12 protein-coding genes are annotated in these 14,567 nt (G+C 46.4%); 2 read left to right on the top strand and 10 right to left on the bottom strand.

All coding sequences use genetic code 11. From position 1 onward, the window contains the following. Positions 1–41 precede the first annotated feature (41 nt). Positions 42–914, bottom strand: coding sequence for an aspartoacylase (locus AC6I8U_RS11255; RefSeq protein ID WP_498016910.1), 873 nt, complete (start codon positions 912–914; stop codon positions 42–44). Positions 915–1,050: 136 nt separating this feature from the next. Next, complete coding sequence (locus AC6I8U_RS11250) at positions 1,051–2,334, bottom strand: DEAD/DEAH box helicase (protein WP_234494148.1); 1,284 nt, start codon at positions 2,332–2,334, stop codon at positions 1,051–1,053. Positions 2,335–2,882: 548 nt separating this feature from the next. On the opposite strand from AC6I8U_RS11250, the gene AC6I8U_RS11245 reads away from it, so the two are divergent. Beyond that, complete coding sequence (locus AC6I8U_RS11245) at positions 2,883–3,518, top strand: murein L,D-transpeptidase catalytic domain family protein (protein ID WP_234494147.1); 636 nt, start codon at positions 2,883–2,885, stop codon at positions 3,516–3,518. Positions 3,519–3,605: 87 nt separating this feature from the next. Here AC6I8U_RS11245 and AC6I8U_RS11240 read toward each other — a convergent pair whose 3' ends face one another. After that, the gene (locus tag AC6I8U_RS11240; RefSeq protein ID WP_498016909.1) at positions 3,606–4,997 is read right to left on the bottom strand and encodes a DEAD/DEAH box helicase; all 1,392 of its coding nucleotides are present in this window, start codon (positions 4,995–4,997) and stop codon (positions 3,606–3,608) included. A 268-nt stretch (positions 4,998–5,265) separates the two neighbouring features. Here AC6I8U_RS11240 and AC6I8U_RS11235 point away from each other — a divergent pair, with 268 nt between their 5' ends. Further along, complete coding sequence (locus AC6I8U_RS11235; RefSeq protein WP_498016908.1) at positions 5,266–6,648, top strand: MATE family efflux transporter; 1,383 nt, start codon at positions 5,266–5,268, stop codon at positions 6,646–6,648. Between the two features lie 80 nt (positions 6,649–6,728). Here the strand turns inward: AC6I8U_RS11235 and dgcA are convergent, their stop codons facing one another. From dgcA to AC6I8U_RS11200, 7 genes are all read right to left on the bottom strand, one after another. Further along, positions 6,729–7,694, bottom strand: a complete 966-nt coding sequence (gene dgcA, locus AC6I8U_RS11230) for an N-acetyl-D-Glu racemase DgcA (RefSeq protein WP_498016907.1) — start codon at positions 7,692–7,694, stop codon at positions 6,729–6,731. Between the two features lie 97 nt (positions 7,695–7,791). After that, positions 7,792–8,796: an N-acetyltransferase DgcN gene (dgcN, locus tag AC6I8U_RS11225; RefSeq protein ID WP_498016906.1), complete on the bottom strand. Its 1,005-nt coding sequence runs from the start codon at positions 8,794–8,796 to the stop codon at positions 7,792–7,794. Between the two features lie 113 nt (positions 8,797–8,909). Continuing rightward, positions 8,910–9,806, bottom strand: a complete 897-nt coding sequence (locus AC6I8U_RS11220; protein WP_498016905.1) for a LysR family transcriptional regulator — start codon at positions 9,804–9,806, stop codon at positions 8,910–8,912. Positions 9,807–10,026: 220 nt separating this feature from the next. Then, positions 10,027–10,401, bottom strand: coding sequence for a diacylglycerol kinase (locus AC6I8U_RS11215; protein WP_234494141.1), 375 nt, complete (start codon positions 10,399–10,401; stop codon positions 10,027–10,029). Between the two features lie 3 nt (positions 10,402–10,404). Continuing rightward, positions 10,405–11,478: a DUF4056 domain-containing protein gene (locus AC6I8U_RS11210; RefSeq protein ID WP_498016904.1), complete on the bottom strand. Its 1,074-nt coding sequence runs from the start codon at positions 11,476–11,478 to the stop codon at positions 10,405–10,407. A 172-nt stretch (positions 11,479–11,650) separates the two neighbouring features. Beyond that, positions 11,651–13,477, bottom strand: coding sequence for a sensor domain-containing diguanylate cyclase (locus AC6I8U_RS11205; protein ID WP_498016903.1), 1,827 nt, complete (start codon positions 13,475–13,477; stop codon positions 11,651–11,653). After that, entirely contained in the window at positions 13,474–14,550 is a 1,077-nt protein-coding gene (locus tag AC6I8U_RS11200; protein ID WP_498016902.1) for an ABC transporter substrate-binding protein, read from the bottom strand. The genes AC6I8U_RS11205 and AC6I8U_RS11200 overlap by 4 nt, the downstream gene beginning before the upstream one ends. Positions 14,551–14,567: the final 17 nt, after the last annotated feature.

Here is a 14,567-nt window from a genome sequence, read left to right as displayed (position 1 = left end):
TTAAGTAAACAGGCGGGGTTCTAGTCCCGCCTGTTTAGTCTCTAGCTCACCCGTACGGTGCGTTTCTCTGCCATCGCCATCGCAATATTGCTCTGACAATAGGCGCTCTCATTTATAAAGTGTGGGTAGACGGTTTCGTTGCCTTGCCAATGTACATCGTAGCCTAGGAACGTCGCTAGGATAGGCTCTCCAGGCTTAACCGCGACAAAGTCTTTACCACAGAGTGTTGGATGGACAGTCGCAAGGCGCATCCCATCAATATCGAGCGGGAACATGACCTCTTCAATATAACCATAAGCGTCATAATCGCTAAGTTTTAGTGCATTGTTTAGATTGGTATTCTCTATATAGTCGAGTACCGCGGTGAGCAAGTTTTTCATTAACTCTAGCGTCTCGTATTTAAGCGAGCCATGAGCTTGTGCACCGACCTCAAGCATCAACCCATGGTGACCTGTCGTGCATAAATAAGGTTGGTCGATCCATGATTTACGGTCTTCAAACAGGATATTCGCTTCGGGCATGCGCTGTTTGACGTAGGCCCCCATCCTTGCGTAGTAGGGGTCGCTTGATAGTAGAATCAGCGTTGCACCCATGTTGCTTGTGGTGTTGTGTAGGTCAATGATCAATTGATTTTCGTTGTCGGCATGCTGCTTAACAAACTCTGCCGCTAAACGTTTTTCGTTGGCGTCAGATTCTAAGTCAGCAGACGAAAAAGCTCGATTTAAGTCTATGTCGATGAAACGGGTATTCTTTTTCACTGCGGGAGGGTTACCCACCGTATTCTTGATCTGAAATGTTGACCGGTCGGCCTGATACACGCCATCTCGAATGAGTTTTTGTAAGTAAAGACCTGATAGCTCATTGCCATGTGTGCCAGCAACGAGAAGTACCTGATTAATTGAAGGGTTCGCCATATCTACATCTACCAAATTTGAAATTGTGAAATGTTATAACATAACAGCAAAGGGGAGATCTAGAGTTGGAGAAACAGGGATAAAAAAACGCCGCTGACGTTTTACGCAGCGGCGTTTTCAAAAGGCTTTGGCGTTATTACGCGCCTTTAGATTTATTGCGGATTGCACGCATCATCTTCAAACGGCGCTCAGCAGAGCTTTGCTCCTGCTGAGGGTTGTTCTTACGACCTTGGCGATCTTTGTAAGCAGGCTTGCTGTGCATCTTAGTCAGTAGGGCATCACGGCTTTTTGGCTCGTAGCCCGCAAGCTGGATACGTTTGATACGCTGTTGAATCAGGTTTTCGACCTGAACCAGCGTCAGCTCTTCGTCACGACTAACAAAAGAAACGGCATGGCCTTGTTGTCCAGCACGACCCGTACGGCCGATTCGGTGAACATAGTCTTCTGCCAAGAATGGCATGTCGTAGTTCACTACGTGAGGAAGACCTTGGATATCAAGACCACGTGCTGCAACTTCTGTCGCAACCATTACGCGAGCTTTACCAGATTTGAACTCTTCTAGTGCACGGCGGCGGGAGCTTTGTGCTTTATCACCGTGGCACAGAACGGCCTTGATGCCATCAAGCTTAAGCTCTTTAACCACTTCGTTTGCGGTTTCTTTGTAGTTTACGAACACCAAAACTTGCTGCCAGTTCTTACGACCGATGAGCTCAGACAGTAGCTCTAGTTTACGCTCTTCATCAACAGGGTAAACCACGTGGAAAACCGTTGCTGCTGTTGAGTTTTCTTCATTAACGATAACGCGCTTCGGCTTACGAAGAAGGTCTTGTGCCAACGCGTTCATTTGCGCTGAAGAGGTTGCCGAGAACAGCATAGTTTGTGGGTGACCTGCGATGCCGCTCATGATGGTGCGAATAGCACTGATAAAGCCCATGTCCAACATGCGGTCAGCTTCATCGAATACTAGGAACTCAAGGTTTGCGAGGTTGAGGTTACCGAGTTCAATGTGCTCAATTAGGCGGCCAGGGGTTGCAACCAACACGTCAGTACCTTTCTCAAGTTTGCGTTCTTGAGATGACATCTTAGCGCCGCCGTAAACAGCGGTCACTGTTAGATCAACATACTTAGTGTAGTCAGCGATATTGTTGGCAATTTGATCCACGAGCTCACGCGTTGGCGCCAGAATCAGTGCTCGAGTCGTTGCACGGCCAACTTGCTGTGGTGCATCTAGCAATTGTTGGATGATTGGCAAAGAGAATGCTGCTGTCTTACCCGTTCCCGTTTGTGCGTGCGCAAGGATATCGTGTCCACGACGAGCATGAGGGATCGCTTGTTGCTGGACAGGGGTGAGCTTTTCATAACCACACTCAGTAAGCGCTTGTACGATTTCTGATGAAAAACCTTGTGATGAAAATGACATTCTATGTTCCTAAAAGCAGATGACCGTGTTCTCTAGCCCAGTAACTGCTCGTGCAGGCAACTAGGAAAAAGATGGGCGCAGATTATAAAAGAATTCTAGCCGTAAGTGGTGACTATTTTGGGGTGTTTTGGTGAAAATTTCACCAAAACAGGCCTTATTGGCTGATTTGAGTATGGAAGGTGTGCTGTTCTTATGGTTATGGGTGCAAAAAGCAACTTAAATGTTGGGATAGGGGGAGTGCCAAATCGAATGTGTTGTTTACTAAAGAAGCGGCTATTGTGGGCGGCCTTGTGAGCTTTCGATAGTGATCGGTATGCATATTAATCGAGATTCAGTAAACACATTTGTCTATTTTGCTATAGTTAACTTATTGATATTAAATATTTTGAAATCACTACTCATTATTCTTTTTCGATCTTATTCAAATAATGATGTAAAAATACGTTAATTTTATTCTATTAGCACAAAAGTTAAGCTAATATTGGCAGCCAATTAAGGACATTGAGGTCCGATTAAATTGATTTAAATTAGATTAACTTGTTGTAATAATGGTAAAAAATATTTTTTCGCCGTTGTGGTTGTTGGCACTTGTCGCCGTAGTACTGTTTTCCCACAACGTTCGCAGCGAAGTAAAACTAGAATCAGGTACGATAAAAGGTATATATCGCAGTGCTCAACTAGAAGGTGTTGTGGATTTTCAACTATTTAGCGATGCATACAACGCTTACGAAAATGCAGCAAACCGTTCTAAGTCTCTGCTTACTATTATTGATTACTCTAAGCCTTCGACAGAAAAACGTTTTTTCGTCATAGATTTAGATAAGAAGTCGTTAGTTTTTAACACTTACGTTTCTCATGGCGTAAATAGTGGTAAGAAAACAGCGACGAAGTTCTCAAACATTGTGAACTCACGCAAAACCTCACTGGGCACCTTCTTGACGGACTCTACCTACTACGGTTCGAATGGTTACTCATTGCGTCTCGACGGGCTAGATAAAGGCATCAACGACAACGCGCGTGAGCGCTACATAGTGGTTCACGGTGCAGATTACGCGAACGAGTCTTTTATTAAGCAAAATGGCTATCTAGGCCGCAGTTGGGGATGCCCAGCACTACCTGAAAATTTGTCTCGAGAAATCATCGATACAATTAAAGGTGGCAGCGTAATATACGCTAGTGCATAACTTTCTGAATTAATTAAGAATGACGACAACAAAAAAATCCCGCACTTTATTTGCGGGATTTTTTATTTGTTCTCGTTAGATTTGTATCTAATCTTGTTTAGGTTTATTCGAACGCGAGCGATTTGGTCGAGGCTTACGCGGTTTATTCGCAGGTTGCTCACCATTGTTATTGCGCTTGAAATTAAACTTGCGCGGTTTCTTTTTACCCGTTGCAGAAGGCTTATTATTTTCGGCATTCTTTCTAGGCGATGAATTACCTTCTTGTTGATTTTGCTTTGGTTTTTTAGGCTTTTTCGCCTTTTTAGGTTTCATTGGACGGGTATCCAACTTCGACTCCGGTATTGTATTTACAGGCGTAAAACCATCAAGTTCATGCCTTGCAAGTAGCTTACCGATCAGGCGCTCAATCGCAAACAGCTCTTTTGCTTCGTCAGCGCATACTAGAGAGTAAGCGTTGCCAGTTTCTCCAGCGCGTCCAGTACGACCGATTCGATGCACATAGTCTTCAGAGACATTCGGAAGGTCAAAGTTGACCACTTGCGGTAGCTGAGGAATATCAAGCCCGCGAGCTGCTATGTCGGTTGCTACCAAGACACGTACTTCACCAGACTTGAAGTTAGCCAACGCTTTTGTTCGTGCGCCTTGGCTTTTGTTACCGTGAATGGCGAGCGCGGTGATCTTCTTCTCTTCTAGATAGCGAGCTAGACGGTTAGCGCCATGCTTCGTTCTGCTAAATACTAATACTTGCTGCCAGTTGCCGTCTTGGATGAGCTTAGCAAGCATGGCTGGTTTCTGTTTTTTGTCCGCTACGTACACGCTTTGCTCAACAAGCTTTGTGGTTGAGTTGGGCGGTGTAACTGATATTTCGACAGGATCGTTGACCAATCCTTTTGCGAGATCGCGAATTTCATTAGAAAACGTGGCTGAAAACAGTAGGTTCTGGCGCTTCTCTGGTAGTAAGTCTAAGATTTTTTTGATATCACGATAAAAGCCCATATCCAGCATGCGGTCCGCTTCATCAAGCACCAGCACTTCAAGTTGAGAAAACTTGATTGCGTTTTGCTGATACAGATCGAGTAAACGACCTGGCGTTGCTACCATGATGTCGCAACCTTTGCGCAGCTTCATCATTTGTGGGTTGATTTTCACGCCACCAAAAACACACTGTGAAGTCAGAGGTAAGTAAGCGCTATATTTATAAACGCTTTCATGCACCTGAGCCGCGAGCTCCCTTGTTGGAGTAAGGATGAGGGCGCGAATATGGTTAGCTTTAACTCGATTACCTGTATCAAGGTTTTGAATCAATGGCAGGGCGAAGCCTGCGGTCTTGCCGGTGCCCGTTTGAGCGGCCGCCATGACATCCTTACCTTCGATGATGGCTGGGATAGCTTGCTCTTGTATGGGCGATGCTTTCTCATAGCCTAGCTTTTTAAGCGAACGAAGAATAGGTAGGGAAAGACCTAATGAATCAAAACTCATAGTGATACTCAATTAAAGGAAAGAGAGGCAATTCGGGTGAGATATGCCGTAAACCCAAGGATAGGGTAAGGCGCGCTATTCTGCGTGGTTTTGTGATGAAGTTCAATACAATTTTGGTTGCATTATTTCAGCGATTTAGGCCTAAAGCAGTATTGAAATCTAAGACTAAGGTGTTTATATTGTCGCCGCCTTAGACGGGCACACCCTAAAATGCGCAATCGCCATCCTGCCTCCACTGGTGCATTTATATTGGTGTTATAAGACATTCATGCAAACGACTACTCCTCCTTTAACTCGTTTTTCTAAAGAATCGGGCGCTTTGATGCACCTGTCTGTACCGATTATTTTGACACAGCTTGCTACTCAAGCGATGGGCTTCGTGGATACCACGATGGCTGGTCAAGTGAGCGCAGCAGACCTTGCAGCGATCGCGTTGGGCGCTAGCTTATGGATTCCGGTTCTTCTTCTGCTTCGCGGTGTGATCATGGCATTAACGCCGGTTGTTGCGTTTCATCGTGGTGCGCGTGACTTCGACAGTATCTCGGTCGACTTCTTTCAGATGGTGTGGCTGGCATTGACTTCGAGTGCTTTGCTTATTGCCTACTTAGTCAGCGCAAAGCCGATTCTTGAGTGGATTGGTGTTGCGTCAGAGATCATTCCTATTGCTAGTGACTACGCCTATGCGTTGGCATTTGGTGTTCCCGGCATTGCACTTTTCTATACCTTGAATGGTTTTTGCGAGGGGATGAACAATACCAAAGCGCCAATGATCATTTCAGTGATTGGTCTTTTAGTGAACATTCCCGTTAACTATGTCCTTATCTACGGTAAGTTTGGTTTCCCTGAACTTGGCGCTGTAGGTTGTGGCTGGGCAACGAGCTTGGTGTATTGGTTAATGTCGGGCTTGTTGTACTCTTATATCAAGGGCCATCACCACTACAAAACCATTATTCGTTTCAATGATATCAAGCCTCGAATTAAAGCTATCTTCAACCTGCTTAGATTAGGCTTGCCGATTGGGATGAATATCGCCGTATGCGGAAGCATCTTCGCTGTGATTGCACTGCTCATTGGTCGTATCGGTGCCGAGAATGTTGCCGCCGCTCAAATCGCGCTCAATATATCCAGCATGACTTACGTGATCCCAATGAGTATTTCTTTTGGTATCACTATTCGTGTAGGGCATGCACTAGGTGCAAAAGACGAACTGGGTGCGATTGAACGAAGCAAGATAGGTATTTTGGTTGCGGCACTGTTGTCACTCTGCTCAGTGGCGATGTTCTTGTTGTTCCCTGATTGGATTATTCGTCTTTACACCACAGATCCAGTAGTGAGCGCTACAGCGGCCACGCTGTTAGTATTCACCGCTATGTATCAATTCAGTGATGCGCTTCAGACATCGGCTAATGGTGCCCTGCGTGGCTACAAGGACACCAAAGTACCGATGATCCTTGCCATCGCCTCGTACTGGGGGTTAGCACTGCCCCTAGGTGTGGTGCTCGGTCTAACTGATCACATTGTTCCCGCTATGGGAGAAAAGGGCTTTTGGGTGGGTATTCTTACCGGCCTAACTGTGGCGGCAATATTAATGCTGTTGCGCCTAAGAAGCGTCATTAAACGACGTGATGTTGAGCTTTTGTCTGGCGCTTAGTTAGCTTACCTTCGGTCAATACCAAAAAGCGCGCGATAAACTCAGGTTATCGCGCGCTTTGTCGTTTTTGAACGGGCTAGTTAGAGATAGAGCTTCCCTTGCTGATAGCGAAGGCCATTGTCAACATCCGAGCCTAGTAAAACAGGACCATCGAGATCAACCACTTCAGCACGGTTGGCAATCGGCAGTGCGGCTTTCATCGCTAAGGATGAGCCGAGCATGCAACCTGACATGATGCTTAGCCCGGCTTCACGGGCGCTTTTCTCAAGAGCAAGCGCTTCGGTAAGTCCGCCGGTTTTATCCAGTTTAATATTGATCATCTCATAAATACCGACCAGTTCACCAAGCTGTTCGCGAGTATGACAACTTTCATCGGCACATAAAGGAATGGGGTGAGGGATGTCTTTCAATAACGCATCCTGACCACTAGGGACAGGTTGCTCTATCATAGTGATGTTGAAAGGCGTTAAATCGGTAAAGACCGTGGCCAGATCCATGTCTGCCCATGCTTCGTTAGCATCAATGATGATCTTCGCACTAGGCGCCACTTCTCTGATCGCCCTGATTTTTTCAAGGACTGCGTCACCATCGAGCTTAACCTTAAGCAGCGTCGCACCTTGCTCAACATATTCACTCGCTTGATCTGCCATAGTCCTGACATCGGCGACGGAAACCGTCATTGCTGTTTCAATACTCGGCTTAATAGTAAAGAAAGGAGCAGGGAAATGAGACCCTTTGAGCATACTTTCGAGCGACCATAGTGCACAGTCTATGGCGTTGCGCGCGGCACCTGCAGGGCAGCGCTGGAGCTCTATGCGGGCTTGCTCGGGAGTCAACGAAGTGAGCGTTTCACTAAACGCGTTGATTTGCTCGATGACCGAATCAACAGACTCACCATACCTTGGGTACGGTGTACATTCCCCTTGTGCAATGTGGTCTTGATAGGTTATCGACACTCTTACCATTTCGGCGTGCGTTCGCGTCCCTCGAGAAATCGTGAACGGCTTCGCTAATTTGATGGAGTGATGGTGCGCTTCGATTTTCATAATGTCATTGTATCCCTTTGACCAAGTAACAGAGCATGCTTTTCGTAGGTTTAGATGAATGCACCTAAAACGGAAGTCTCTCAGTTCATCGCTATTGCTATAGCGCCGCGACACGTCGTGCGATCTCATCAACCCCAAAACGAACAGGGTCAGTCACAGGTAGATTGAACTTCTCACTCCATTCTAAGCATAACGCTTCGGCTTCTTTGTCATCGATTTTTGAAGTGTTGAGGCAAATGCCAACAAACTGCACAGCAGGGTTAGTGACTCTCGCCGCCATAAGGTTCGCTTCGATAGTCTGCTTTATGCTTGGCAGTGCAGCATGAGGTAAATGGCGAATATGTTCGCGTCCGACTTCATGACACAGTACCAGCGCATCAGGTTGAGCACCATGCAGTAAACCTAAGCTTACGCCAGCGAAAGAGGGATTAAACAAAGACCCTTGCCCTTCGATAATATCCCACTCATGATCAGTAAAACTCGGACTTAGCGCTTCGACGGCTCCTGAAATAAAGTCTGCGACAACCGCGTCTACTGAGATACCCGTGCCTTCAATCAGGATCCCAGTTTGTCCGGTGGCTTTAAATTGGGCATTAATACCTTGTTGTGTAAGTGCTTTCTCAACAGCTAGCGCTGTAAACATTTTACCTACTGAGCAGTCTGTACCGACAGTCAAAAGGCGTTTACCTTGGCGTTTGGCACCTGTGCCCACATCTAGGCGCTCATCATAATGACGAACATCGAACAACTGGATCTTACCTTGGCTGGCAAGCGCTGCGAGTTCAGGAATATCGGTAAGACGCTGATGCATACCTGAGGCAATATCAAACCCAAGGTTAGCCGCAGTAATAAGCGTTTCAACCCAGGTTCTAGGGATGACACCACCAGCATTTGCTGTGCCAATCACTAAGGTTTTTGCACCATTTGCTTTAGCTTGCTCGAGGGTTAGTGCTTCGAGTCCTAGAGAAACGGTTTCTTCAGTTAAGCGCAGTTCACCTAGGCAAGCTTGTGGTCGCCATTGGACGATACCGCGAGCCGTTTTTGCTGCGAGTGGGTCGGTGACATCTCCGAGGAAAAGAAGATAAGGCTGTGCAATGTTCATAGTGTCCCTTACGTTGGATAGCAAATATTGAATGTCCAAGATATAGGGATAAGATCGAGCAGACGAATACTCTGTTGTTGCTCGCCTATAACCTCATGTTATAGGCAGTGCAATTACAATGAGGTATTACTGGCTTTTAGAATCGATAGCAAGTTTTTGGTTGCGATGGACATTGCGTGAATATCGCTGGTGAGCAAAGAAACGGAGCAGTCGATGGAATCGCTCAGTGCAACAAACTTGAGGTTTTTCTCGTTTTTATATTGATCAGCTGTCCATGGGTCTACGATAGCAATACCTGCGCCAAGCTTGGCAAGCTCAGCGCCTGCGTTGTAGCTACGAACGGTGAATGAAGCATAGAAATCAGGGTTAATAGCCCGAATAGCCGCCGCAAGTCTGACTCCAAGCGGGTCTCTATCGTCTAGCGCGATGATACCAATATCTGCCGCTAGCACAGCAGAGAGTGATATTGAGCTACCTTGTACTAGGTTGTGTGATAGGTGGTCTTTGGGGAGTAGCACTCGCATTGTCTCTTTTATCAGCCGCTCGTGAGAGATCCCGGCTGGTGTTTCTTCGCCGAACGTTATCGCAATATCAAGTTCATTAGTGAGTAGAGCTTGGCAAAGTTCTGAGTGATTGCCTGTCATCAGATCAATGGAATAACCGTATTGCTGATTTACTTTAGTGACGATAGGTGGCAGGAGCTTAGATGCAAGTATGGGCGGCGCGCCAACTCTAATATGTTGATGACCGCTTCGCACCTTTTCCGTTAGGGTTTGAAACTCTCCCAATTGGCGATAGATTTTTTCAACATCTGGTAGAAGTCGATGTGCTTCTTGTGTGGGGACTAGGCGTCCTTTTACACGCTCAAACAGTGAGAACCCCAACTGCTGCTCTGTGTGAGCGAGCACTCGCGTGATGTTGGGTTGAGATACATGCAGGTTCTTGGCTGCACCTGAGACGGTGCCAGCTTGCATTATGGCGTGAAAGACTTCCAGCTGTCGCAGATTCACGAGCGCCTCGGATCAATAGGGAGATAGGGTCACTGTAAAGCAAATGACAACAATTGAGAACCTTGTTGCTAGGTGTAGTTTCTGGGTATGGCTTCTAGGTATGGTTTCGAGGTGTAGCCTCTAGGTGTCGCTGCTATGTAACAGAGCTACTTAAGATACTGGATGCAAAAAAGGCTTAACCTCAAATAGAGAGTAAGCCTTTCCGTTTAACTTGTCGGTGCTAGCTAAAGTGCATCCAGAGAATCGAGATCCAGACGATGAGTGCTAAACCGATGGCAAGGAATACGGCTGCGGAGCCGAGATCTTTGGCTCTTCCAGAGAGCTCGTGCCTTTCTAGGCCGACGCGATCAACCACAGCTTCCACCGCTGAGTTCATTAACTCCACGATCATCACAAAGATGACGCTGCCAACGAGAGCGGCTTTTGCAAACAAAGAAACGTCCAATGAGAAAGCGACAATGACAGCGAGGAGCAACGCCACGCATTCTTGTCGAAACGCCGCCTCATTCTTCCATGCTGCAATCAAACCATACCAAGAGTATCGGGCAGCGTAGATTACACGTTTTAGACCTGTGTTTTTTTGGATCTCAGTCATGTCTTAGTTCAACTTTAGAGTGAGTGCGTCGTTTCGATTGTTTTCGTGTTTATCATCAACAGACTTAGAGGTGTCGCCAATCGCTTGAAAATCTTCATGAGTCCAAACGGATTTGTCCGTCAATGTGCTCGTAAGTATATCAAATGACTGAATCTTGTCAGCTTTTACCAGTTGTAACTGTCCATATTGCTCAAGCTCTTCAAATGGCGTCAAGGATAGAGGCGTACCATTGGTGACGGCATTTGGAATCAGATCTAGGCTAAAGTGATAGTCACGTGTTTTCACTACCCATTTGTTTGGCAGTCGTTTTGAGCTGTCCCACCAAATACCATCAATCTCTTTGAGTTTGGCTATCGTCGTATCTTCGTCCTGCGCATCAAGCATCTTGAGGTGTTTACGGAAATAGTCTGGGAACAGCACGACAAACGCTTCTTGTTTGATCTCAGGGTTTATCTTGAGAATTTCATAAGCGATGAGTGCACCCAGCATGTTCGAATACAAATCCTCTGGCGAGAATGCAGAAGGGTACTCCTTAAACCCCCCAACAGAGACAAGACCAAACCACTGGGCAATTTCGTGCCATTGTGCGAGGCGGAATGCCATGAGTGCCGCGAGTTTCGCCTCATCGTGATTGTCACTATTTAGCTGATCCAGATTCTCAAATACGATGCGTCGCTCACGAAGTTCTGGTGTCAGGTTTACTTCGTAACTGTTCTCTTCGCGCTGCTTGAGAGAGCGATAGAGGTAAAACGCGAAATCAGCAGTGTCTCGTACGTGCGCCGTATCGATGAAACCACCTTTATTAGTGAAAATCAGACCATTGACTTCGTCAGACGTGCCAAACAAGCTGCCCACAACACTTGCAGAGCCATCGTTAAACACATGAGCATTGACGTCTTCAGTATTAAGTACGTTTTTGATGGAGTAGAACGGGACAGGGACACTTCCTAGCTCTGCTTTAAGACCGGTGCCAAAAGCGCAGCATGGTCTTATCCCTACTGGTACTGTCTCAGTTTCTGCGAAGGTCGGGGCTGCAGCGGTAAGGCTAAGACTCAGTAACAATAGTAATTTTTTCATAAGTAAACCAAATGAGTTTGTGGAACGAAAAAGCGGGAGATTGTGCAGTGTACGTATCAGCGCTTTGTCAAAAAAATGCAATAATTTATGGTTTCGATAATAGTAGTTTGTCGTATTCAAATTAGCCATTTTGCGCCAGTTGATTGAAAGTAGACCAAATAGTCAGCGTGATTCACTGCTTATTCTCGGACGGCTCTGATTGAACCTGGTTTCGACCCTTCTCTTTTGCCCTATACAAAGCAGCATCGGCATTCTCTAATAACAATTGAGTGGCAATTTGCTCGTCTACAACCTGGTGAGAGACGCCAATGGATACGGATAACACACCAAATGGCTTATTGCCCGTGTGAGGGATTTTTAGATCACTGACTTCTAATCGCATTCGCTCGGCGAGAACTAACGCTTCGTGATGACTCACGTTGATAAGTAGGGCACAGAACTCTTCACCGCCAATTCGAGCGACCATGTGTCCGCACGGTGCGAGTATATGTTTAAGCGCGTTAGCGACATACCTGAGGGCAAAATCGCCCTGAACATGACCGTAAAGGTCGTTGTACTGTTTGAAATGGTCTACGTCGATCATCATAGTGGTAATAGTGCTTACGTAGAGACTGTTCGCGTGGTGTTCTAACTCATTCATAAATGGGCGGCGATTAGGAAGTCCTGTTAATTCATCTGTTTCAGCCGCGATGTGTAGGCGCTGATTCGCTTCGATGAGCTCATCTTGCAGCGCTGTCATCTCTTTTTGGTTTCTCATCCGGATGTGTAGTTCACTCACTGTCGTCGATAATCGACTCAAAATAGTCTTTTGTGTGTCGCTCCACGGTGAGGGTTCTCTGGTGTTTGAAGCGACTAATAAGCCAAATATTGACTTGCCATCAATCAGTGGAAAGATGGCAACAGATTGAATGCCTAGTTCAGATAGCATTTGATATTCGTTTTCGGCGTCTCGTCGCAGAGTCTCGGTGTCATTGATTAAGATCGGCTCCAGTGAGCGCAATCGACGCTGCAAAAAGGTCATTGAATCAATGTTGAACCCCTGGCCGTAGGGGTTGTCACTGCCATCTGAGCGCCAAGAGTAGCGATACTTGGCTACGTTGTCTTCAACAGCAAGGACGCTCAGCCTGTCGATATTAAGTAGGCTTCCAATAGGTTCAAACGCTCGATACATGACCGTCGCCATGCTCTCTTCATTACACGTCAAAATATTCAAAGACATGTCTGCCAAGATTCGGTGAAGTTGGCTTTGTGTTTTATAGGCTTTCGTTTGGATCTGGATGCTTTGCTCTAACTGATTTTGGTGGTGGAGAAGCTGTCTCTCAGTTCTTCTTTGAGCCGCAATGGCACGTCTTGAGGTGCTGTTGAGTTGTTGTAGTGCCTTGGCGACATAAGAGAGTTCATCGTCACTTTGAGTGAGGCTTTCAGGGAGCTTAAGTTTGCGGGTGGTTTTAGGGTTAATGGTTTTAGATAGCGTGTATAGCTCCTTCAATGGCTTAGTGACCAGCACGTAAATAATGATGATGACCACCAAAATGATCACCAACGCTTCTAAGGTGTTGAGTGCCAACCCTAACCAAAGGCGCGACAAGACTTCTTGTTGTATGAGTGCATCGTCAATATGGTAGGAGAGTATGCCTAAAAATCGCCCGTTGTACCTCAGTTCATAGCTATGGTGATCATTAGATTGAAAGCTATCATCGCTGGAGCTGATTTGAGTGCCGTCAATGCCATCTAGACGAATATCTCGAATGTACTTGTCTTCACTAATACTGACAATGAGCTGCTCAAGTTGTCGCAAGTCTAGATCCCAAAGAGCTTCTGAAATGGGGTGACTGAGCGAGCGAACATGCCGGGTCGCATTGTTTTCGATATCCACCAGTTCTTGTTGGTAGTCAACATAAGCTTGAATATTGATATTGACGATAGCCAGCATACCGGTAACCACGAGCATGATTGCGATGATTTTGTGTCTTAGCGTTTTCACCGGAAATGACTTCATTGAGCCTCCCCGAGCTGAGGGGCAAACGGATTAATGGGGTTTGCTCGAATATCGATGCGTTTGAAGTCGATGTTGTTCCAATCTTTTTGCTTCATGATGTCAAACAAGTCTGAAGGATACATAATCGGTTGGAATAGGTTGTATTTGGTGCGCTGAGGCCAAGGCTCTCCGTTGGAATAATGATAGATTTTCACTAAAGCCAAGCCAACCGCAGTAAAGTGTCCCCCAGATAAGGATGCAATTTGTTTTTTAGCGAGCGCATTCAACACTTCGGCCGACGTATTAATGGTACCAATAAAAACATCTTCTCCAGCCTCTAGCCCTGCATCCTCTAAAGCGCGAATAGCCCCAAAGGCCATGTGATCGTTAGCTGTCCACAGATAGCGAATGTCTTTATGGCGGTTTAGTAAAACCTTTGCTTGCTCATAAGCGATGGATTCCTTCCAGTCACCATAAACTCGTTGAGACAGTGACACCCTATCTTCCTGCATAATGAACGATGTGGCTCCCGCTTCACGGTTAATAGAAGCGGGCGTGTTTTTATCGCCGGATATCAAGACAAAGTCACCTGGCACGCTTCCCCCACTCGAAAACAAGCTTTGAGCACTCAGGTAACCGATGTTGTAGTTGTTAGGAAATACCCCAGGTAGCAGGCGGTGTGCATATTTAGGGTTTGCGTAGATGATGCGTTTTTCGCTTGCAGCTAAGTCATTTAGGGCGAAGGTGACTTTACTTCCGCGCGGCGCTATTGGCTCGAGAAGGTTTTGCCCCGATCCTTTTTCATTCACTAGGATAACGAAATCAGGCTCCGGTGCTTTTTTCATTCGCTCTGCAAGCTTTTGCTGCGTGAGAATGCGGTCCCGCTGACCATGGATAATTTCTAGTTGGATATCAAGCGACTGTGCGGCTGCTATGGCATATTTGTCTACATCGCCCCAAAAGCTCTCATCTGAGAAGCCTGGATTGACGAAAAGTACTTTAACGTCAGCAGAGCGCGAACCTACCCCCTCCGCGAAGGCAAACGTGATATTCCCCAAAAAGCAGCAAGTGACAAGCACCCAAAACAATTTCATACAAACACTCCCTGTGT

It is taken from the genome of Vibrio sp. KUL80, assembly GCF_059725495.1.
This window is presented reverse-complemented; position numbering and strand designations above follow the sequence as displayed.